Here is a 21,952-nt window from a genome sequence, read left to right as displayed (position 1 = left end):
TTTCTACGGAGAGGTCAGCTGTCGGCAAGGCCGATGCCGATCGACGCGCGCGCCGCATCGGCCTCGTTGCTCACCACCGGATAGGCGCAGTAATCGGCCGCATAATAAGCGCTCGGCCGGTGATTGCCCGACCAGCCGATACCGCCGAAGGGCGCGGACGAAGACGCGCCGTTTGTCGGCTTGTTCCAATTGACGATGCCCGCGCGCGCATTGGCCCAGAACCGGTCGTACAAGGCGGGCGTCTGGCTGATCAGCGACGCCGACAGGCCGTAGCGCGTGTTGTTCGCCTCCGCGATCGCCGCGTCGAAATCGTCGCAGCGGATCACCTGCAGGATCGGACCGAACAATTCCATGTCGGGGCGATCGGCCATGTCGGTCACATCGATGACGCCGGGCCGCAGGAACGGGCGGCCGTCGATCGTCCGCTCCAGATGGCGGATCGGGCGGCCACCCTTCATCAGCAGCGCGAGGAAGCTCTCGGTCAGCTGATCGGCGACCTCGTTGTCGATCACCGGCCCCATGAACGGCTGCGGCTTGGCGTGCGGTTCGCCGACGATCAGCCGGGTGAGCAATTTGTTCAGCTCGGCGATCAGCGGGTCGTACAGTCTCTGGTCGACGATCAGCCGCCGCGCGGCGGTGCAGCGCTGCCCCGCGCTGGTGAAGGCCGACTGGATGACCAGCACCGCGGCCGTGTACAGATCGGGCGTGTCCCACACCACGATCGGATTGTTGCCGCCCATCTCCAGCGCGAGGATCTTCTCGGGCTTTTCCGCAAAGGCGCGGTTGAGCGCCAGGCCGGTGCGCGCGGAGCCCGTGAACAGCAACCCGTCGATGCCGGAATGCGCCGCCAGCACCTTGCCCTCCGCCGGACCGCCGATGACCAGCCGGATGCAGTCCGCCGGGACGCCCGCCTCGCGCAGGCAATCGACCAGCATCGCACCGGTGGCTGGCGTCTTTTCGGACGGTTTGAACACCACCGCATTGCCCGCGATCAGCGCGGGCACGATGTGGCCGTTCGGCAGATGCGCCGGAAAATTATACGGCCCCAGCACCGCCAGCACGCCGTGTGGCTTGTGCCGCAGCGCCATCCGGCTGCCCATTGGCGAATCCAGCCGCCGCTGCGCGCTGCGCTCGGAATAGGCCGCGGCAGAGATATCGACCTTGGCGATCACCGAATCGATCTCGGTCCGCGCCTCCCACAACGGCTTGCCCGTCTCGCGCGCGATACAGTCCGCGAAGGGTTCGTATTTGGCGCGCACGACATTGGCGAAGCGGCGCAGCGTCTCGATCCGATACGTCAACGGCCGCGCCGCCCACGTCGCCCAGCCGCCACGCGCCGCCGCAACCTCGCCATCGACATCGCCGATCGCGCCGCGCCACAATTCCGCCCCCGTCGCGGGTTCGAAGGAAACGAGTTCGGCGGCCATCAACCCTCTTCTATCCGTCATGTCCGCTTTCGCGGGGATGACTCCATTAGTCCAGAGCCTTGCCGAACGCCCGAACAGCGGCGACCTTCGCATCGAAGGCCGACCAATCGTCGGCATCCGCGATCCCGGCCCAGATCGCCTCGACCTCATCGATCAGCATCGCGCAAGGTTCCCCCGACCAGAAAGCGTGAGAGCGGTCCGTGCGGTGGGCATAGGGCGCTATCGCGGCGCGCGTTTCGTCCCACGCGTCGCCATAGCCTTCCGGCAACTCCTGCGCGAAACCGTCGAAGAAGAACCGGTCGATCCCGACGCCGCTCGATCGCAACGCCCGCTCCAGGCTCTGCACCAGCGCGCGATCGGTATCGGCGTCGATCGGCACCCGTCCCAGCCGCCACAACAACGCGTCGGTGATCGCGCGCCCATAATGATCGCCGAATCCTTCGAGCAGCGCGATCATCGGCGCGGCCGGCGCGATCAGCCGCAGCGACACCGCCAGCTGCATCGCATCCCAATGGATCGCCTCGGGTTGCCGCCCGAACGAATACAGCCCGGCGTGGTCGAAATACGCCGCCACGAACCCCGGATCCCACGTCGGCGCGAACCGCCACGGGCCGTAGTCGAAACTCTCGCCGGTCACGTTGATGTTGTCGCTGTTCAGCACGCCGTGAACGAACCCCGCCGCCATATAGCGCGCCGCCAGCACCGCGGTTCGCTGCACGACCAGATCGAGCAACCGCACCGGATCGTCGCCGTCCTCACCGTACAGGTTCGCCAGCACATACCGCACCAGCGCGCGCATCCCCGCCTCGTCACGCTCATACGCCAGCCGCTGGAACGTCCCGATGCGGATATGCCCGTGGCTCATCCGCACCAGCACCGCGGACCGGGTGGGGGAGGGCTCATCGCCGCGTTCCAGCGCCTCGCCGGTTTCTAGCAGCGAGAAACTGCGGCTGGTCGGCACGTTCAGCGCCTCCAGCATCTCGCTCGCCAGCACCTCGCGGACGCCGCCCTTCAGCGTCAGCCGCCCGTCGCCGAACCGGCTCCACGGGGTCTGCCCCGACCCCTTCGTGCCCAGGTCAAGCAACCGCCCGCGATCGTCGCGAAGCTGCGCGAAGGTGAAGCCGCGCCCGTCGCCGATCTCGGGATTGTACACGCGGAACTGATGACCGTGGTAACGCAGCGCCAGCGGTTCGGGCAGCGTGCCGGTCAGCGGCGCGAACCGTCCGAAATGCGCCACCCATTCCGCGTCGCTCAACCCGTCCAGCCCCACCTCCGCCGCCGCACGATCGTTCCGAAACCGCACCTGCGTTTCGGGAAAATCCGCCGCGCACACCGCGTCGTAGAAAGTATTCCCGAGCGTCAATAACGCGACCTCGGGTCGATAGGCTTGCGGGTCTGTAAGCATCCGGTGATATGGGGCGGGCGCAACCAAAGGTGCAAGCATGACCGCGTGGGCTGACATCTATTGGTGGTCGAACGACGGGTTGCGGCTCCACGCGCGCGATTATCCCGGCGACGCGAGCCTGCCGCCGATCATCTGCATGGCCGGCCTGACCCGCAACGCGCGAGACTACGCCGTGCTGGCCGAACGGCTGGCCGGGCCGCGCCGCGTCATCGCGATCGATTTTCGCGGCCGCGGCGAAAGCGCGTATTCCAAGGATCCGATGACCTACGTCCCGCTCACCTATGCGCAGGACGTGACGAAGCTGCTGACCGAACAGGGCATCGACCGCTTCGTATCGATCGGCACCTCGCTCGGCGGGATCGTGACGATGCTGCTCGCCGGGCTCCTCCCGGGGCAGATCGCCGGGGCGCTGCTGAACGATGTCGGGCCGGAGATCGACGCCGCGGGCCTCGCGCGCATCCGCAGCTACGTCGGCCGTGCCAGCAATTTCCCGACCTGGATGCACGCCGCGCGCCATGTCGGCGAAAGCAACGGCGACGTCTATCCCGGCTGGCAGATCGAGGAATGGCTGGCGATGGCCAAGCGCCTCTACCGGCTGAACAGCGCCGGGCGCATCGTGCTGGACTATGACATGAAGATCGCCGAACCGTTCCGCGTGCCGGGGAACGAGGCGGGTCCGGACATGTGGCGTGCGTTGGCGTCGCTGGGTACGGTGCCGGTGCTGGTCGTGCGCGGAGAACGATCGGACATATTGTCCCAAGGGGTCGCGGAGCGGATGGCCTCTGCGCTGCCGAACGCCGAACTGGTCGTCGTCCCCGGCGTCGGCCACGCGCCGACGCTGACGGAGGCGGTGGTCGAAGCGCCGATCGACCGATTGCTCGCACGCACCGCGGAACCCGCGGCTGCATGAAAATTTCGTCGGGGATGCACGCAAGATCACCATTCAAGCACCACCCCGGCGAACGCCGGGGCCCAGTTGCGCCGCGTTGGTTGGCGCGCGATATCCTCACTATTAGACGACGCCGAAACTGGACCCCGGCCTTCGCCGGGGAGGTGCTTACATCACGGACGAGCGCGTGAAATGACCTTCCCCCTCGACCATCTGATCCTCGTCCCCGCCGACATCGACCTTACCCGCTCCCCGCTTGCTGCGGGAAAGGTCGACGCCGAAACCTACGTCCTCGGGGCGTTCAACCCCGGCATGACGCGCCTAGCGAACGGCAATCTGCTGCTGATGGTCCGCGTCGCCGAAGCGCTGCGCAATCCGATCCGCGACGGCCACATCCACGCAATCCGCTGGGCGGACGACGGTTACCACCTCGATCCGTGGCCGCTCGGGCTGGTCGACACCGCCGACCCGCGAAAATTCATGCTGCGCGGGGCCAAGGAAAACGGGGGCTGGCGGGTGATGGCGCTGACCTCGCTCTCGTGGCTGCTGCCGGTCGAACTCGATTCCGAAGGCCGCCGCATCGAGGCGATTCACTACGACCGCGCCATCGCTCCGCGCGCACCATACCAATGCTACGGCGTCGAGGACGCTCGGATCAGCCGCGTCGGTGACCGCTATTTGATGACGACATGCTCGGTCAGCCCGGAACGGCATTCGACCACGCTTTACACCAGCACTGACGCGCTCGACTGGCGTCTCGAAGGCATCGTCCTCGATCACCAGAACAAGGACATGCTGATATTCGAAGGGCTGATCGGTGGTCGATATTGGGCGCAGACCCGCCCGCTCGGCGACCTGTATTTCGCCTACCCGCCCGGCAGCGAATGGCGCGCCGGGCCGTCGATCAACCTCGCCAGCTCGCCCGACGCGCTGCACTGGAAACCCAGCGACCACCCCGGCGTCCGCCCGCACGCCGCCACCACCGCCACCGCCCGCATCGGCGGCGGCACCCCGCCGGTGCTAACCAAGGACGGTTGGCTGACCCTATGGCACGGCGTCGAGCCATCGGGCGTCGTTGGCATCTACCGCACCTACTGGACCCTGCTCGATAGGGACGAGCCGTGGCGGACAGTACGGACGCAGCACGAAGCGCTCCTCGAACCGAACCCAGCGCTCACCGAGCCGCTGAAGGACCAGATGTATATCGACGACGTCGTCTTTACGACCGGCATCGCCGACGCTGGCGATCACTGGATCGTGGCGAGCGGCGAGGCGGACTTGGCGTGCCGGATCACGCATATGCCAAAGAACGCGATCGGCAAATAACTTCGCAATCCTTCCCCGCCGGGGAGAGGTGGCACGCGTAGCGTGACGGAAGGGGAGGTAAGCGATACGCTTGAGGACGCGACACAATCCAAGCGCATCGCCGACCTCCCCCTCCGTCGCCTTCGGCGCCACCTCGCCCTGGCGGGGGAGGATTCGGAGGCTGTCCTACAACGCCCGTCCTGTGTCATGGGAGAAGCATGAGCCGGCCATCCGCGAAAGTTGAGACCTCCCGAAAAACCGCGCCAGCGTCTCAACATTCTCAACATTCGCGGGTCCGTCACGCCTGATGCCGTCGCTGCCACCCCACATCCTCCACCTCCATTCGACCTTCGATCTCGGGGGCAAGGAGGCGCGCGCGGTGCGGTTGATGAACGCGTTCGGGGATCGCGCGCGGCATACGATCGTGTCGGGAATGCCCGGCAACCTCTCCGCCCGCGACCGCATCGCCAAGGGCATAAAATACGAAATCGCGCAGGACGCGCCGCCGCTGACCGGCCGCCCGTCGGTCGCGCGGTACGAGGCGATCGCGAAGTACATGCGCCGCTTCGATCTGGTGCTGACCTATAATTGGGGCGCGATCGACGGCGTCATGGCGCGGCGCGTTTTCGGCAAAGGGGCGCCCGGCCTCGTCCACCACGAGGACGGTTTCAACGAGGATGAAGCGCGCGGGCTGAAGCGCGAGCGCAACATCTACCGCCGCCTCGCGCTCGGCGCGGCGCATGCGTTGGCCGTGCCGTCGGAGGCGCTGGAGAAGATCGCGCTGGAAACGTGGAAGCAACCCCGCGCGCGCGTCCACCGCATCGTCAACGGCATCGCCACCGATCTCTACGCGCAAGACCCGGAACCGGGCGCGATCCCAGGCTTCGTCCGCGGCCCCAAGGACATCGTCATCGGCACCGTCGCGGGCCTTCGCGCCGTTAAGGATCTGCCCGCACTCGTCCGCGCCGCGGGCGGCCTGCCGGGAAAGTTCAAGCTGGTGATCGTCGGGGAGGGACCGGAACGCGCCGAGATCGAACGCGCCGCACTGGCGATGGGGATCGACGACCGCGTGATCCTGCCCGGCTTGCTCGATCGCCCCTACCGCTTCATGCGGCATTTCGACATTTTTGCGCTCTCGTCTTGGTCCGAACAATTCCCGATTTCGGTGGTGGAAGCGATGGCCGCTGGTCTGCCCGTCGTGTCACCCCCGGTCGGCGACGTGCCGAAGATGCTCTCGTCCGAAAACGCCCCGTTCGTCACCGACTATCACGGCGAAATCCGCCTGCGCGATGCGATGCTGCCGCTGGTGAAGGACGCCGCGCTCCGTGCAACCGTCGGCGCGGCCAACCGTGTGAAAGCACGCGCGGAATATGACGAAAACAAGATGATCGCACGCTACGCCGCGCTTTACGAAGCCGCGATGCGCCGCCCCGGCAGCCTGATTTAGGTCGCAATTCGCTCGCGTCGGCGCAACCTTCCGCTATAGGAAATCGTATCCCACACAGAAGGTGTACTGCTGCCGTGTTCAAAGGGCTGAAGCCGATCGTCTATAACGGGCGCGAAGTCTGGCCGCTCGTCGAGGGCGGCAAGGGCGTCGCGGCGACCAACCACGCCTCGGCCGGCGCATGGGCTGCGGCGGGCGGAATCGGCACGGTCAGCGCGGTGAATGCCGACAGCTACGACCCCGACGGCAAGATCATCCCGCAGATCTACAAGGCGCTCACCCGCCGCGAACGGCACGAAGAACTGGTCGAATACGCCATCGAGGGCGCGGTGCAGCAGGTCAGGCGCGCCCATGATATCGCGGGCGGCAAGGGCGCGATCAACATCAACGTGCTGTGGGAAATGGGCGGCGCCCAGCGCATCCTGCACGGAGTCCTCGAACGCACCCGCGGCCTCGTATCGGGTGTTACTTGCGGCGCGGGGATGCCGTACAAATTGTCCGAGATCACCGCCTCCTATAACGTCCATTATCTGCCAATCATCAGCTCCGGCCGCGCGTTCCGTGCGCTGTGGAAGCGCGCCTATTCGAAGGCGTCGGAATGGCTCGCTGCGGTGGTGTACGAAGACCCGTGGCTGGCGGGCGGGCACAACGGCCTGTCCAACGCCGAAGACCCGCTGAAGCCGCAGGATCCGTATCCGCGCGTAAAAGAACTGCGCGAGGTGATGCGCGAGGGCGGCATCCCCGACAGCACGCCGATCGTGATGGCGGGCGGCGTCTGGTATCTGCGCGACTGGAGCGACTGGATCGACAATCCCGAACTCGGCTCGATCGCCTTCCAATATGGCACGCGGCCCTTGCTGACGCAGGAAAGCCCGATCCCGCAGGGTTGGAAAGACCGGCTGACGACGATCGAGGAAGGCGAGGTGCTGTTGCACCGTTTCTCCCCGACCGGTTTTTACTCCTCCGCGGTGCGCAATCCGTTCCTGCGTGCGCTGGAGGCCCGCTCCGAACGTCAGATCGCCTTTTCGACACAGGAGGCGGGCGATCACGTCTTCCAGCTTGACGTGGGCGTGAAGGGCAAGAATTTCTGGGTCACCCGCAACGACCTGCTGCGCGCCCGCACTTGGTTCGGCGAAGGCCACACAGACGCGCTGAAGACACCCGACAATACGCTCGTTTTCGTCTCGCCGGGCGAGAAGCAGGAAATCCGCAAGGATCAGGCCGACTGCATGGGATGCCTGTCGCAATGCTCATTCTCGAGCTGGGCCGACACCGACACCAATTCGACCGGCCGCCTCGCCGACCCCCGCAGCTTCTGCATCCAGAAGACGCTGCAGGACATCGCGCACGGCGGCGACACCGAACAGAACCTGATGTTCGCCGGGCACAGCGCGTACGAATTCAAGCGCGACCCGTTCTACTCCAACGGCTTCGTGCCGAGCGTGAAGCAACTGGTCGACCGGATTTTGACGGGGGATTGAGTCGCGGTTGCGGAAGTCAGGCTATGCGCCATGCTGCTTTCATGACGACGCGGGTTGATCGTTTTCGGGCATGGGTAAAGGCGCTGAAGACCGAGGTCGTCGCGGTCTGGATCGCCTCCCGCAGCCCGCGAACGCCGCTGGTCGCTAAGGTGATCGCCGGGGCCGTCGCCGCTTATGCGCTCAGTCCGATCGATCTAATCCCAGATTTCATTCCTGTCCTCGGGTATCTGGACGATCTGATCATCGTACCGCTGGGTATCGCGATCGTCGTCCGTCTGATCCCAGCAGACCTGATGGATAATTTTCGGGCGCAGGCGATGGTGCGACCCGACCGGCCAACAAGCCGCGTCGCGGCAGCCTTCGTCATCACTGTCTGGGTTGTCGTATCGACCGCACTGTCTGTTTGGTTATGGCGCTTGTACGTTTATCGGTAGGTGCGGCTTGGCCAAGCAGGGGCTCAATCCTTCGGAAAGAACCGCTCCACCACGTCGCGTGCCAGCCGAGATGGTCGCAACGTCTCCGCATCGAGGCAACACCAGCTCGACTTCACCTCGGCGAGCACCTCTTCGCCGCGGCGGATGATCGTTTCGTAGAACGCACGCGCACCCTGCACCTTTTCGAGCAGGACGGTGGCGATGACCTCGTCGTTCAGGAAAGCGGGTTTGCGGTAGGTGATCTCATGCTTCAGCGCGACCCACGCGTGCGCTGCTACCGCATCGGCCGGCGCGATCCGCTGCCAGTGGCTGATTACCGCCTCTTGCACCCAGCGGAGATAGCTGGCGTTGTTGACATGTCCCATGAAATCGATGTCGGACGCATCGATCGGGATCGGATACAGATGCGGGGCGGGTGATGTGGTCACACGTTCGGCGTAACATGAAGCGCGATGATTGGCGATTATTGCATGTAAAGAAGCCGCGAATTTTCTTTCCCATGTTGCGTTGGTCGCTTGTCCTCATTATTGTTGATTATGGATACAGGAGTGGCGGTATGGCGGATACGATGACATTGAACGTCCGGGTCGGCGGCCCGCTCCGCGATCACGTCGCGGCCAGCGTCGGCGAATACGGCCGCTACGAAAACGTCAGCGAATATGTCCGCGACCTGATCCGGCGCGATCACGCGCGTGCCGAAGACGAACGCTTTCAGGTGCTGAAGGCTGAACTGCAGCGTGCGTTTGCGACGCCCGAAAGCGATTTCGTTCCGCTGGATGCCGATGAATTTCGCGAACGCATGAAACAGCGCTACGCGTGATCGATGTCACGATCGCTCCGGTGGCGCTGGCGCATTTAGAAAACATCTACGACTACACATTTCGCCGTTGGGGTAGAGCTCAAGCAGACAAATACTCGGATCAATTGTTAGACGTGATCGAACGCATTGCGGCTCGACAAGTACCTTGGAGGGTGATCTCGGCCGATGTTGGCGTGGACGGTTACCATTACAGGTGCAGTGCGCATTTCGTCTATTGGCGCGTCGCCCGTGATGGTTCCATTCGCGTCGTGGCTATCCTCCATCAGCAGATGCATCAGGTAGAACGCCTTCGATGGGCGCTTGATCTCGACAGCTAAGCCCACCCCTCCAGCACCTGATCCGGCGGCCGGTGCCCGTCGGCCCACATCCGGATGTTCTGGATCACCTTCTCGCCCGTCGCGATGCGGCCTTCATAGGTCGCGCTGCCCATGTGGGGCGTCATCACCACGTTGGGGATCGCCAGCAACCGCGGATCAATCGCGGGTTCGTGCCGCCACACGTCCAGTCCTGCCCCTGCGAGCCTGCCGCCCTCCAGTGCGGCGACCATCGCATCCTCATCGACGATCCCGCCGCGGCTGGCGTTGATCAGGAACACGTGCGGCCGCAGCAACGCGATCCGCGCGGCGTCGATCAGGTCGCGGCTGTCGTCGTTCAGCGGGGTGTGGATCGTCAGGATATCGATGCTCGCCAACATCTCGTCCAGGTTCGGGTGCCATTGCGCGCCGAACTCCGCCTCCACCACCTTCGGCAACCGGTGGCGGTTGTGGTAGTGCACGCTCAGCCCGAACGCTCGCGCCCGCCGCGCGACTGCCTGGCCGATCCGCCCCATCCCGACGATGCCCAGCGCCTTGCCGCCGATCCGGTGCCCCATCATCCCGCCGGGGGTCCAGCCCTTCCACGTGCCCGACCGGACCAGTTTCTCACCCTCCGCCAGCCGTCGCGGCACGGACAGGATCAGCGCCATCGTCATGTCGGCAGTATCTTCGGTCAGGACGCCCGGCGTGTTGGTCACGATGATGCCGCGCGCGCGCGCGGCCTTCAGGTCGATATGGTTCACGCCCGCACCGAAATTGGCGATCAGCTTCAGCCGCTCACCTGCGCCCGCGATCAGATCGGCGTCGATTGCGTCGACGACGGTCGGAACCAGCACATCGCAATCGGCCATCGCTGCGGCCAGCGCATCGCGCGGCATCGCTTCGTCGGTGCGGTTGTTGGTCGTGTCGAACAACGCCTCCAGCCGGTCCATCACTGCATCGGGCAGTTCGCGGGTGACGATCACTTTCGGGTTGGCGCAGCGCCGCGTGTCGACCATGCGCGCCGGATTGGCGAAACCCGCGCCATGCGTCAACGATGCGGTTGTGCGGCACGCAGCCAAGCGGCTAGATGTGGCGGGGAATTTTTCGGAAAGCAGGGGCAAGAGATGCGACGCTTGGGAGCGGTCATCGCGGGCGTGGCGCTTGTGACGCTGGCGGCAGCGGACGTGCAGGCGGCCGATCCGCCGCGCAAGACGCCCTATTTCGCCTCGATTACGCCCGGCCGCGCACGGATGCGCAGCGGCCCCGGCCGCACCTATCCCGCCACGTGGATGTACGTCCGCGCCGACCTGCCGGTGAAGGTGATCGATGTGTTCAAGGAATGGCGCAAGGTCGAGGATCCCGGCGGCACGCAGGGCTGGATGCTGGGCAACCTGATCGGCAGCACGCGCACCGCCGTCGTCCAGGGATCGATCGTCGAACTGCGCGACAAGCCGAATTTCGCGGGCAAATTGCTGTGGCGCGCCGAACCCGGCGTGATCGGGCGGTTGAGCCAGTGCCGCGACGGCTGGTGCCGCTTCGATGTGAAGGGGCAGTCGGGCTTCGTCGAGGCGACGCGGCTGTGGGGCGTCGATTCGGAAGAGGTTCTGCCGTGAGCTTTTCGCTTCCCGGCTTCGATCTCGACGCGTTCGTCGTCGCCACGCTGGCGGAGGATCTGGGGGAGGGCGGGGACGTCACCTCCGCCGCGGTCATCCCCGAGGACGCTCGCTTCACCGCGGTGATGGACACGCGCGACGCGATCACGGTCGCGGGGCTCGAGATCGCCGCCGCCTTCTTCCGCGCGCTCGACCCCGACGTGCGGGTCGAAATGCTGGTCGAGGACGGCGCACAGGTCGCCAAGGGAACCGACCTGATGCGGCTGGAGGGCCGCGCGCGCGCGATGCTCACCGCCGAGCGTTCGGCGCTCAACACCGTGCAGCATCTGTCGGGCATCGCGACGCTGACCCGCGCTTATGCCGGCCGCATCGCCGGCACTGGCGCGACGTTGCTCGACACGCGTAAGACCATTCCCGGCCTGCGCGTGCTGGAGAAATACGCCACCCGAATGGGCGGCGCGAAGAACCACCGCATGGGGCTGTGGGATGCGGCGATGATCAAGGACAATCACGTCGCGGTCGCGGGGAACGTCGGTGAAGCGGTCCGCCGCGCGAAGGCCGCCGGGATCGCCGAGATCATCGTGGAGGTCGATTCGGTCGACCAGATCGAACCTGCGCTGGCCGCGGGCGCGACGCATCTGTTGCTCGACAACATGACGCCGCCGATGCTGCGCGGCGCAGTGACGCTGATCGGCGGTCGCGTTCCGACCGAGGCGTCGGGCGGGGTCACGCTGGAAACGATCCGCGCGATCGCCGAAACCGGCGTCACCTACGTCAGCGTCGGCCGCATCACCCAATCCGCCCCCGCGGCCGACATCGGACTGGATTTCAGCCCTGTCTGAACCACTTGGCGCAGTGGCGTGCGACGAGTAGCGTCATGCCAACTCTTCAGGACAACCTCGACTCGATGATACGTCCCCGCTCCATCCTTCTGTTCGAACGCCTGTTTCTGGCCTCGCTGCTTCTGTGGTGCGTGTTGCAGGCGATGACCTGGGATTACCGGGTTGCACTGCTGGCGACCAACGCCATCCTCGCTACGCCCGCGGCCGCAATGGCGACGGTGGTCCTCGCCATCTTGGCGGTGTCGGTCGCCGTCTGGTATTTCGTCGCGCGTCGATCCAGCCGGATCGCGAAACGGGCAGCAGTGGCGCTGGCCGTCTGCTCGGCCATCACATTCATTTTCGGGCTGATCGCAATCGGCCAACCGGGGTTGCCCGGCCCCACCATAAAGCTTCTGTCGGTCGCCGTATCGGCGCTCTGCGTTGCCGCCGCCGTCCCGCTTTTCCGGCCCGACGCAAAGACCTGGTTCGGCGAAGACACGATCGGAGTCACCATAGAATGATCCGCTGCCTCCTCGCCGCCGTCGCGCTCGCCGCGCCCGGCGTCGCCACCGCGCAAGCCTATAAATGCGCGCTTCCCGGCACGCCGCCGCGCCCGCGCCCCGACCTGCCCGACGAAAAGCAGCCGCGGCGCGTGCTGCCGATCGGCGGCTATACGCTGGCGATCAGCTGGTCGCCGCAATATTGCCGCAGCCATGCGCGCGACGACCGATCGCGGTTTCAGTGCGGCGCAAACCGCTTCGGCTTCGTCCTGCACGGCCTGTGGCCCGATGGCGTGGGGAAGGACTGGCCTCAATATTGCGCCGCAACTCCCTTGCTCTCCCCGCGTACGATCCGCGCGAACCTGTGCAGCACGCCCTCGGCGCAGCTCCTCCAACACGAATGGGCCAAGCACGGCACATGCATGGCGGGCGAGACGCCCGACGGCTATTTCCGCCGCCCGACCGCAATGTACCGGAAGCTCCGCTATCCCGACATGCAGGCGCTGTCGCGACGTCCGCTGACCGCTGGCCGCTTTGCGCAGGCGATGGCGCGCGCCAACCCCGGCGTCGGCGCCGATATGATGCGCATCACCGCCGATCGTCAGGGCTGGCTCGACGAGGTCTGGCTGTGCACCGACCGCCAGTTCCGCTACGCTAAATGCCCGTCGCACCAGGGCGGTCTAAAGCCCGCCGCCCGCCTGCGCATTTGGCGCGGCCCGCGCTGAACAGGAGACCCGCGATGCCCCCGATCCGCACCCTCATCGCCGCGTTTGCGCTGGCGCTGCCCGCCACGGCGATCGCCGCCACGCCGATCGTCATGCACCGCGATCCCGGCTGTGGCTGTTGCGAGCAATGGGCGGCACAGGTCCGCAAGCAGTTCGGCCGCCAGGTGACGATCATCGACGATTCGAACCGCGGCGCGTTCGCAAGGCAACGCGGTGTCCCCGCCGACCTCGCCTCATGCCACACCGCGCTGATCGACGGGATGAGCTTCGAGGGGCACGTGCCCATCGCCGATATGAAACGCGCGCTGGCTGAGCGGCCGAAGGGTGTATCGGGCCTGGCGGTCGCGGGAATGCCGATGGGATCACCGGGGATGGAGATGCCAGGAATGAAGGCTGACCATTACGAAGTGATCGCCTTCGGTCCCGCCGGTCGCAAGATCTTCGAGCGACACTGACCGGATCGTCCGACCCGCCCCCGCTCGATCCTGACCCCATCCGAAATTCCGCCGCTCTCGCCGCAACGAAATAGCGGTGCGGGGGCGGACCGCGCGGACGGCGCGCGCGTTCTGCGGAGATGACGATCCTGATCCCGATCCTTGGCGACCAACTTTCCGAATCCATCGCCAGCCTGCGGGACGTAAGACCCGAAAATGCAATCATCCTGATGATGGAGGTGCGCGAAGAAGCGACCTACGTCCGCCATCACAAAAAGAAGATTGCGCTGATCTTTTCCGCGATGCGCCATTTCGCGGAGGCGTTGCGCGGGGCCGGGTGGACGGTGGACTATGTCAGGCTGGACGATCCGGCCAATTGTCACGGCTTCACCGCGGAACTCCGCCGCGCTGCCGAACGGCACCGGCCCGACAGGATCCGCGTCACCGCCGCCGCCGAATATCGCGTGCGTGCGATGCAGGACGAATGGTCGGATCGCACCGGATTGCCGGTCGAGATACTCGAGGATGACCGCTTCGTATGCAGTCTCAACGACTTCTACACTTGGGCGCAGGGCCGCAAGGAACATCGCCTGGAATATTTCTATCGCGACATGCGGCGGCGCACCGGCCTTTTGATGACGCCCGATGGAAAGCCGGAGGGCGGGCAGTGGAACTACGACAAGGACAATCGCGAACGCCCCCCGCGCGGCCTGAACTATCCAACGCCCGAACGCTTCGCTCCCGACGAGATCACCAATGACGTTCTGGCGCTGGTCGCAACTGAATTCGGCGATCACTTCGGCGATCTCGCCCCGTTCGAACTGCCCGTGACCCGAGAGCAGGCGAGGCGGGCGCTCGCACATTTCGTCGCGACCGCTTTGCCTGACTTCGGGCGCTATCAGGACGCGATGGTGGCGGGGCAGGATTACCTCTATCACAGCGCGCTGTCGCCGTACCTGAACCTAGGGCTGCTGGAGCCGATGGAAGTCTGCGAAGCGGCGGTCGCGGCGTATGAGCGCGGCGATGCGCCGCTGAATTCGGTCGAGGGTTTCGTCCGTCAGATCATCGGGTGGCGCGAATATATCCGGGGGATGTACTGGTGGGACATGCCCGAATTCGCCGGACGCAACGCGCTGGCGGCGGATCGGCCGCTGCCGGAATTCTACTGGACCGGAAAGACCGACATGCGCTGCCTGGCGGAAAGCATTGGCCAGACGAAGCGCGAGGCCTATGCGCACCACATCCAGCGGCTGATGGTGCTCGGCAATTTCGCGCTGATCGCAGGCGTCAGCCCGCAGGCGATCTCGGACTGGTTCCTGGTCGTGTATTTCGACGCCTACGAATGGGTCGAACTGCCCAACGTCATCGGGATGAGCCAGTTCGCGGACGGCGGCATGATCGCCTCGAAACCATATGCGTCGGGCGGCGCGTACATCAATCGGATGTCGGATTATTGCGGTCGTTGCCGCTACGACGTGAAGCAGAAGACGGGTCCGGACGCGTGCCCGTTCAACGCCTTGTACTGGGATTTTCTCGCCCGGCACGAAACACGGCTCAGGGGCAATATGCGGATGGGAAACATGTACGCCACGTGGCGCAGGATGCCCGAGTCCGTCCGCGCCGAATATCGATCCAGCGCCGCAGCCTTTCTCGAAACCCTCGAACCCGCCGCACCGGGGTGGGCTCGCGCAGGCGACTGATCCAAACTCCGATCACCGCTTCCACAGCGGAGAAATAGTGCTCAGTCACACAAATGAATTTTAGAAGTTATGGTGGACGCACTTGGGCTCGAACCAAGGACCCGCTGATTAAGAGCGCGAACAAAGCATGAACAGGGAAATCCTGCTATGGTTCAACCCCAACAACTTACATGATATAATTTCCAACAGCTGCTCAGAACGTCCCGGCCACTTGCTACCTACGGTAGCCGCATTCAGCCAGGACCCGCTGATTGGAGAAATGGCCATGCCTGTTGGACAAGGTACGTTGCAAACGATCCTGACCGACGCCAAGATCATGGCGATCCGGCGACCACGCCAAGGGCAGGTCGAAGTTCGCGACCAATCCGTGCCTGGCCTTCGCATTCGGGTCGGCGTCTCGGGCACACGGACGTTCATGCTGCGCAAGAACGTCGCTGGCCGTTATCGCAATATCACACTCGGTCGCTTCTCCACCCGGTTCGGCCTGGCCGAAGCGCGCAAGAAAGCGCGCCAACTCCTTTCCGACATTGAGATGGGTGCCGATCCCGTAACCGCGCTGCCACAGCGCCGGAAGGTTGCGCCGGTCCTGACAGTTAATGCGTTGTTCCCAAGCTACCTCAAAGCCAAAGCGAATCTTCGCAGGATCAGTGAGGTGGAGCGCGTTTTTAAACGACACATCCTGCCGGTGTTCGGCGACCGCGCAGCCGAGCAGATCAGGCGCAGCGAGATCACCCGATTTATCGACGAGATTGCTGAGGACACCCCGGTCATGGCGCGCAACGTGCTAGGGTATTTTTCTTCCTTCTATGGCTGGGCGATGCCGCGTCTTGACAATCTTGACGCTAATCCGTGTCGCGATGCCGGGCGCCCGCCAGCCCCCAAGCCGCGCGACCGGGTGCTCAGTGAAACAGAGGTTGGAGCGCTCTGGCGCATACTTGAGCGCGAACCGAAGCCGTTTGGTCCAGCCATCAAGCTACTTTTGTTGACCGGGCAGCGGCGCAACGAGGTATTTGACGCAGGCAGAGGAGAGTTCGACCTTGCGGCGAAACTTTGGACCATCCCCGGCGCGCGCGCCAAGAACGGGGCAACCCACCTTGTACCGCTGCCGCCCATGGCGTTAGCGATCATTCGGGAGCTACTCGCGATCGAAAAGAGCGACAAGCTGCTACCCGCAAAGGGAAATTGGGAGGCGAGCCCGAGCGGATTTAGCAAGGCTGTGCGTCGCATCCGAGCCGCGCTGGAGGTCGAGATCGACGTTCCGGTACCGCATTGGACACTGCATGACCTGCGCCGCACCGTCGCCACCGGATTGCAGCGGTTGGGCGTCCGGCTGGAGGTGACCGAAGCCGTGTTGAATCATCTGTCCGGATCGCGGTCGGGAATTGTCGGCGTCTACCAGCGGCACAATTACTACGACGAGAAGCGGGTCGCGCTCGCCGCTTGGACCCGGGAGGTGAAACGTCTCGCCAGCACGACGGCATCCTCGAAACAATCCCGCCCGAAGCGACCCACAGCAGCTAAGATCTTGCGCTAGATCAGTCTGAAAAGCTCCCGCCGACCCGACCTCCTTAACTGATTCGACAGGTGATGGGCGCATGGCTTTCGTGGGAGCACCGTGTGTCTAGAAATCTCGATGATCTGATTTTGGCGTGCGGCGCGAGGCTCGATCACGGAGATCGAGCGGAGCAGTTCTTATTGGACAATGTTCAGGCGGCCTTGCGGCTCGGAGACGAGGCGCTCGCCAACGAAATGCACCGGGCGATGAGCATTCTGACCGCCTGCGGAGCGGGAAAGCCGACCACACAAAGGATTGTCATGTCGACCAAAGCGAAAGACGAACCTGTTCGGGACAACCGTCGCAATGACGACCGCCGTCAGCCAATTCCAACGGTCTATGTTGGCGAGGAGCGGCGTTCCGGTGAACGGCGCCGATAGTGATGCGTGAGCTTCAGTTAAGAACGACGGCATACGCCGAAAAAGGTAGCCTGTGACCAAGCGGTTTGAGTTGCCCACCGCACTCCGAACGATGAGGCGGGCCGTGGCGCGTCGCATCGGGATGACCGGTTCGGCATCCGAGCCGACCAAAGCGGATGTCTCGGCAAAAACGACTCAGGCGGCAGCTGGTGTCTACGAAGCGCTCCGAGGCTCGCCGGCTGCTCAGGAAACGGCCCAGACAGATTCTCTCACCTTTGTGGCGATCGCCGAAATCGAACGATTCTCAGCGCTTCGGCGCAGTGTCGGATACAGTTTGGGCAACCGCGTGCTCAACCTTATCGCCAGGCGCATCGCGGAAACAATCGCCGGAGCCGAGATCGGGCGTGTCGGACGCACGACCGTGGAATTCGCGTTCCCAGCATCATCAGCCGCCGCCGCGATTGACAGTCTGCGCCTCGCGCTTCCGTCGATCGAACATCGCGTCACGGTCGAGGAATATGAGTTCGAACTCGTCGTCAGTATCGGTTTCGCCGATGCCGGTACCAGTTCGATCCGCGACGAACTGCTAGATCAGGCGGCAGCAGCCCTGTCGGCAGCGCAGGCCGATCATCAAAAAGTTCGATTTGCCGACGCAGCAATCCTTGCCCAGCAGAGCTTCGCTGACCTGGAACTGATGCGCGCTCTGCCGCTCGCCATGATGAATGACGAACTGCAGCTTTACTATCAGCCCAAGCTCAACGCCCGAACCAATCGTGTAACGTCGGTCGAAGCGCTGCTCCGCTGGTTCAGCCCGACGCTTGGGCAGGTGCCCACGGTTCGGTTCATTGCTGTCGCCGAGGAGACGGGCGCAATCCGCGACCTCACGGAATGGGTCATCAAACGCGCAATCGCGGATCAGATAGCGTTGGCCAATGCCGGGTACGAAATTGAAATCTTCGTCAATCTCTCAGGGCAACTGCTCCCTGATGCTGATTTTGCGAAACGTATTCTCACGCTTGTCGGGGCTGCCTTGGGACGTATCGGCTTCGAGATTACCGAAACTGCCGTCATTACCGATCCGGATGCCGCTTTGGCCAACCTCGCAGCGTTCAGCGAGGCGAACATCCGGATTGCGATCGACGACTACGGTTCGGGACTGTCGTCCCTTGCCTATCTAAAACAGCTTCCTGCTGACGAGTTGAAGATCGATCGGCTTTTCATCAGCGGTTTGACCGAAAGTCACCGCGATCCCTTATTGGTGAGATCGTCGATCGACCTGGCGCATGCGCTCGAGATGGAAGTGACAGCGGAAGGTGTCGACGACCCCATAGCCCTCTCGTTACTGCGGATTATGGGATGCGATATGCTGCAGGGGTATCTCATTTCGCCGCCTGTGCCGATAACCACGCTCATCAAATTTCTTGGCGACACAGAGCGTCTCGACAGGCTCGAAAATTCCAATCCGACGATCGATTCCTGGCAAGCCGCTTCTTAAGAACCTTCGCCGGCGTGCTCGATAAATGTATTAGTAGACGCGATAGTCGTCGAAGCGCGATCGTCTGCCTCCATCCGACCAGCTAACAGGCTTCCGGCTCGCCGTTGATCGACCCTATCTCCCGAAATTCTCTCGCAGAATAACAGACTGAACATGAATTTAACGCTCCCTGTTGGCAGCTCGCATAGGAATAGCGTCGTAAGCGACTCACTTGAGATGGGACAGGGCCGTCTCGAGGGGTAAGAAATGACTGCATCTTTCCGAAGCAATAAATTGCTCGGCGGCGCTATCACCGCACTCGTTGCGGCGCTCGCGCCGTTCTCTGTCGGCGCCCAGACAACGGCATCGCCGACTCCCGCGTCAACACCTGCGTCTGTTCCCGCTACACCAGTAGCTCGACCGATCGTCGCACTGGGTGGGGCGGTGAACCCGCTCGCAAACATCCGCACGTTCCAGGGCGACATCGATCCCCTGATCGGCAACATCCGGACATTCAACGGCGACCTGACCCCCTATATCGGCAATATCCGCACGTTTAGCGGGGAACTGAACCCTTACATCGGCAACATCCGCACTTTCTGGGGAGGCCTTGCTCCCGCTGAAGGCGAACTCGATCCCCTGATTGGCAATATCCGCACATTCTGGGATAGCTTCAGCGTCGGGAGCAAGACGACCCTCACGGCATGGGCGAACATTCGCACGTTCGATCAGGCCCCCGCCGAGTATCAAGCGCTTGCCGGTTCCCTGAACACGATGATCACCCAGTCGCAGCAAATCTATGGTCCAGCGGTCCAGGCACGCACGGGTCTGTCGTTCGCAGCCGGCTTCAGTAATCCTTTGCTCGCGCGATATGGCATCGACCTGTCGCGCCCTGAGACCTTGGCCACCCTATCGCCCGGCCTCCGTCAGCAGTTCTTCCTCGACTGGTATGACGGCCTGATGAACTTTTCGGGCATGGATCAGGTCGATCACTGGATGACCGAGGTGAATTGGTCGCCATCGATCACGGCGACCATCGGCGAAGGAAAACGCAGCATCATCGGATTGCTCGACTTTACGGTAACCGGGGACGGCACGAAAAACATCACCCGCTATAACGGGATTTCGAACTTCACCAATGGACACGGCTCCGCCGTGGCCAGCCTGATGATCGCGGCGCACGACGGCCGAGGCGTCATGGGCATCGCGCCGATGGCGTCGGTCGTTGCGTATAATCCGTTCGACTCGAGCGGAACGGCGAACTGGGACGATGTGCGCAACGGTGTGCTGATGCTGGCGCAGAACAACGCGAGTATTATCAACATGTCGCTGGGCGTACCGGGTTCGACGCTGAACCAGGGCTGGAACGACGTGTTTGCCGATCCCGCGGTTGCCGCCGCGACGAAAAGTTCGGTCTTCGTCATTGCAGCGGGTAACGATGGGTCGACGCAAACCCAGAATGTCGCGTGGAACTTCGCAACCAATCCCAACCTGATCGTGGTCGGCTCGGTCGATCCGACCGGTACGATCTCCGCCTTTTCGAACCGCCCCGGCACCGCTTGCCTGACGAACAACGGCGTGTGCTCCGCGGGCAACCGATTGATGGATCGCTTCCTCGTAGCGCCAGGCGAAATGATTTTGGTGTCCGACGGCCTGGGCGGCGTGACGCGCGTATCGGGCACCTCTTTCGCCGCGCCGCTCGTTTCGGGCACGATCGCCTTGCTGCACGACCGGTGGCCGTGGCTCGCGAACTATCCGAAGGAGAGCGTCGACATCATCCTGCGCTCCGCCAAGGATCTTGGCGCGCCGGGGGTCGATCCGATCTACGGTCGCGGCGAACTCGACGTGACGGCCGCACTGTCACCGCTCAGCTTCGAAGGGCTGAAATGGTACGAGTATAAGGACGGCAAAATCAGCGAAACGCAGGCCAAAAAAATCAGGAACCCGAAGGAAGTCGCCAAATGGGAAGCGGCTGGGATGTTCTTCTATGCCTACGAAGACATTGGCAACAGCTTCCGCGATTTCGCCATTCCGATGTCGAGCAAGTTGGTCGGCCAAACCGCGCTGTCGTCGGGTGGCACCATGGAGCAGCTACAGGCTTATATCTACAGCCGGTTCATTGCCTGGATCGGCGCGGGTGGCAAAGCCGGTCAGGCCGGCCCCGGTTTCGTCGGGGCGCTCAGTTTCTCTTCGCCAGTGCAAACCTCGGGCGGCCTGAATTATTCGATGGCGATCGCGCCGCGAACCCCGCAGGTCGGATTCCGGCAGCCAAACGTACCCTATCAGTCCGCGGTACGGTTTTCCGTACCCGACGGCCGAGCTAGTTTCACGATGGGCGAAGGTGACGGTGCCATCGTGCTTGGCAGTCTGAACGGGACCGGGATTGCGTCAGACTACAATCCTTACACCGGCGGCTCCAATCCGCTGCTCGGGTTCGCGTCGGGCGGCGGCTATGGCCAGGTCGCGATCAGTATCGGAGACCGCGTGAAGGTTTCTAGCGGGTTCTCGCAGCGTAAGCTGGTGCGTGACGTCCGTCAGATGTCGATTCCCGACCGCATCGATTTCGGATCGATCGCGCCATATCAGGCATCGGCGCAAACCTTCTCCGTCAGCTACACTATGTCTTACGCCGTGCAGCTGACGGGAACGTACACCCGGTTGGAGGAAGGCAGCGCGCTTCTGGGTACGCAGTCGATCGACCCGGCCGACCTTCGCGACGGATCGATCACCGAAGGCGCCAGTCTCGGCGCGGAAGTTCGCCTCACCCCGACGCTGTTGCTGACGGCGACCGGCATGATGGCGCGGACGAATTCAGGTGACAGCGCACGGCAGAGCCTCGCAGTGTCGAGCGGCGGGCTGATCAGCAGCGCCTTCCAGGTGTCGGGCACCAAGCGCAAAATCTTGAACCGCAACGATAGCATTCGGTTCACGGTGTCGCAGCCGATGCATATGGAAAGCGGAGCAATCGATTTCACCGCGGTGAAGGTCGTAAACCGGCAAACCGGCGAGCTTGGCCCGGTGACACAGAGGATTGATCTCGTTTCGCCCGAGCGCCAGTTCATCGGTGAAGCCACTTACGGCATGGCGGTGATGGACGGCGCAGCCGAGGTGCGACTGTTCGGTCAGGCGACCCTAAAAGGACCGACGACCGAACTCGCACCTGCGGTAATGGCTGGCGCGGGCTTCCGACTGGCGCTTTAACGCTCACGCTCAAACGAGGGTGGACGGTCATGTCGATCGATCGAAGAGACTTTTAACGCATTTGCGATA

Annotated in this window: 21 protein-coding genes; 17 read left to right on the top strand and 4 right to left on the bottom strand. The window is 63.7% G+C overall.

Going from position 1 to position 21,952, the window contains the following annotated elements:
• Positions 1-14: 14 nt before the first annotated feature.
• On the bottom strand, positions 15-1,427 hold the full coding sequence (gene astD / locus M0208_RS02915) for a succinylglutamate-semialdehyde dehydrogenase (RefSeq protein ID WP_258890235.1): 1,413 nt from the start codon (positions 1,425-1,427) through the stop codon (positions 15-17).
• A 46-nt stretch (positions 1,428-1,473) separates the two neighbouring features.
• Positions 1,474-2,832: a protein adenylyltransferase SelO family protein gene (locus M0208_RS02910; RefSeq protein ID WP_258890234.1), complete on the bottom strand. Its 1,359-nt coding sequence runs from the start codon at positions 2,830-2,832 to the stop codon at positions 1,474-1,476.
• Positions 2,833-2,869: 37 nt separating this feature from the next.
• Between M0208_RS02910 and M0208_RS02905 the strand changes: the two genes are divergently transcribed.
• From M0208_RS02905 to M0208_RS02885, 5 genes are all read left to right on the top strand, one after another.
• Complete coding sequence (locus M0208_RS02905; RefSeq protein WP_258890233.1) at positions 2,870-3,742, top strand: alpha/beta fold hydrolase; 873 nt, start codon at positions 2,870-2,872, stop codon at positions 3,740-3,742.
• A 171-nt stretch (positions 3,743-3,913) separates the two neighbouring features.
• Positions 3,914-5,047, top strand: coding sequence for a glycosidase (locus tag M0208_RS02900; protein WP_258890232.1), 1,134 nt, complete (start codon positions 3,914-3,916; stop codon positions 5,045-5,047).
• Positions 5,048-5,333: 286 nt separating this feature from the next.
• The gene (locus M0208_RS02895; protein WP_258890231.1) at positions 5,334-6,473 is read left to right on the top strand and encodes a glycosyltransferase family 4 protein; all 1,140 of its coding nucleotides are present in this window, start codon (positions 5,334-5,336) and stop codon (positions 6,471-6,473) included.
• A gap of 74 nt (positions 6,474-6,547) precedes the next feature.
• Complete coding sequence (locus M0208_RS02890) at positions 6,548-7,951, top strand: nitronate monooxygenase family protein (protein WP_258890230.1); 1,404 nt, start codon at positions 6,548-6,550, stop codon at positions 7,949-7,951.
• A gap of 41 nt (positions 7,952-7,992) precedes the next feature.
• Positions 7,993-8,385, top strand: coding sequence for a YkvA family protein (locus tag M0208_RS02885; protein ID WP_258890229.1), 393 nt, complete (start codon positions 7,993-7,995; stop codon positions 8,383-8,385).
• 23 nt (positions 8,386-8,408) lie between these two features.
• On the opposite strand, the gene M0208_RS02880 is transcribed toward M0208_RS02885, so the two are convergent.
• Positions 8,409-8,813 (bottom strand): thioesterase family protein, encoded by a 405-nt coding sequence (locus M0208_RS02880; protein WP_258890228.1) that lies wholly within the window; start codon positions 8,811-8,813, stop codon positions 8,409-8,411.
• Between the two features lie 14 nt (positions 8,814-8,827).
• Here M0208_RS02880 and M0208_RS02875 point away from each other — a divergent pair, with 14 nt between their 5' ends.
• Positions 8,828-9,205, top strand: a complete 378-nt coding sequence (locus M0208_RS02875) for a hypothetical protein (RefSeq protein WP_258890227.1) — start codon at positions 8,828-8,830, stop codon at positions 9,203-9,205.
• Positions 9,202-9,522, top strand: coding sequence for a type II toxin-antitoxin system RelE/ParE family toxin (locus M0208_RS02870; RefSeq protein ID WP_258890226.1), 321 nt, complete (start codon positions 9,202-9,204; stop codon positions 9,520-9,522). Before M0208_RS02875 ends, M0208_RS02870 begins: the two co-directional genes overlap by 4 nt.
• Here M0208_RS02870 and M0208_RS02865 read toward each other — a convergent pair.
• Positions 9,519-10,517, bottom strand: a complete 999-nt coding sequence (locus M0208_RS02865; RefSeq protein WP_258893154.1) for a D-glycerate dehydrogenase — start codon at positions 10,515-10,517, stop codon at positions 9,519-9,521. The two genes, M0208_RS02870 and M0208_RS02865, sit on opposite strands and share 4 nt — an antisense overlap.
• Before the next feature lie 108 nt (positions 10,518-10,625).
• Between M0208_RS02865 and M0208_RS02860 the strand changes: the two genes are divergently transcribed.
• The 10 genes from M0208_RS02860 (at position 10,626) to M0208_RS02815 (ending at position 21,883) form a co-directional block, all read left to right on the top strand.
• The gene (locus M0208_RS02860) at positions 10,626-11,114 is read left to right on the top strand and encodes an SH3 domain-containing protein (protein WP_258890225.1); all 489 of its coding nucleotides are present in this window, start codon (positions 10,626-10,628) and stop codon (positions 11,112-11,114) included.
• Positions 11,111-11,956 (top strand): carboxylating nicotinate-nucleotide diphosphorylase, encoded by an 846-nt coding sequence (gene nadC / locus M0208_RS02855; protein WP_258890224.1) that lies wholly within the window; start codon positions 11,111-11,113, stop codon positions 11,954-11,956. The genes M0208_RS02860 and nadC overlap by 4 nt, the downstream gene beginning before the upstream one ends.
• Positions 11,957-11,991: 35 nt before the next feature.
• Positions 11,992-12,456 carry a hypothetical protein gene (locus tag M0208_RS02850; RefSeq protein WP_258890223.1) on the top strand — a complete coding sequence of 155 codons (465 nt, stop codon included), beginning with the start codon at positions 11,992-11,994 and terminating at the stop codon, positions 12,454-12,456.
• Positions 12,453-13,160: a ribonuclease T2 family protein gene (locus M0208_RS02845; protein WP_258890222.1), complete on the top strand. Its 708-nt coding sequence runs from the start codon at positions 12,453-12,455 to the stop codon at positions 13,158-13,160. The genes M0208_RS02850 and M0208_RS02845 overlap by 4 nt, the downstream gene beginning before the upstream one ends.
• 14 nt (positions 13,161-13,174) lie before the next feature.
• Positions 13,175-13,615, top strand: a complete 441-nt coding sequence (locus M0208_RS02840) for a DUF411 domain-containing protein (protein WP_258890221.1) — start codon at positions 13,175-13,177, stop codon at positions 13,613-13,615.
• A gap of 119 nt (positions 13,616-13,734) precedes the next feature.
• Positions 13,735-15,294, top strand: a complete 1,560-nt coding sequence (locus M0208_RS02835) for a cryptochrome/photolyase family protein (protein ID WP_258890220.1) — start codon at positions 13,735-13,737, stop codon at positions 15,292-15,294.
• Between the two features lie 127 nt (positions 15,295-15,421).
• Positions 15,422-16,828 (top strand): site-specific integrase, encoded by a 1,407-nt coding sequence (locus M0208_RS02830; protein ID WP_258890219.1) that lies wholly within the window; start codon positions 15,422-15,424, stop codon positions 16,826-16,828.
• 83 nt (positions 16,829-16,911) lie between these two features.
• On the top strand, positions 16,912-17,229 hold the full coding sequence (locus M0208_RS02825; RefSeq protein WP_258890218.1) for a hypothetical protein: 318 nt from the start codon (positions 16,912-16,914) through the stop codon (positions 17,227-17,229).
• A 103-nt stretch (positions 17,230-17,332) separates the two neighbouring features.
• Positions 17,333-18,703 carry an EAL domain-containing protein gene (locus tag M0208_RS02820; protein ID WP_258890217.1) on the top strand — a complete coding sequence of 457 codons (1,371 nt, stop codon included), beginning with the start codon at positions 17,333-17,335 and terminating at the stop codon, positions 18,701-18,703.
• Positions 18,704-18,976: 273 nt separating this feature from the next.
• Positions 18,977-21,883, top strand: coding sequence for a S8 family peptidase (locus tag M0208_RS02815; RefSeq protein WP_258890216.1), 2,907 nt, complete (start codon positions 18,977-18,979; stop codon positions 21,881-21,883).
• The last annotated feature ends 69 nt before the right edge of the window (positions 21,884-21,952 follow it).

Source organism: Sphingomonas sp. SUN019 (assembly GCF_024758705.1).
Lineage (GTDB): Bacteria > Pseudomonadota > Alphaproteobacteria > Sphingomonadales > Sphingomonadaceae > Sphingomonas.
The sequence above is the reverse complement of the archived record's forward strand: the minus strand, read 5'-3'. Positions and strand labels throughout refer to the sequence as shown.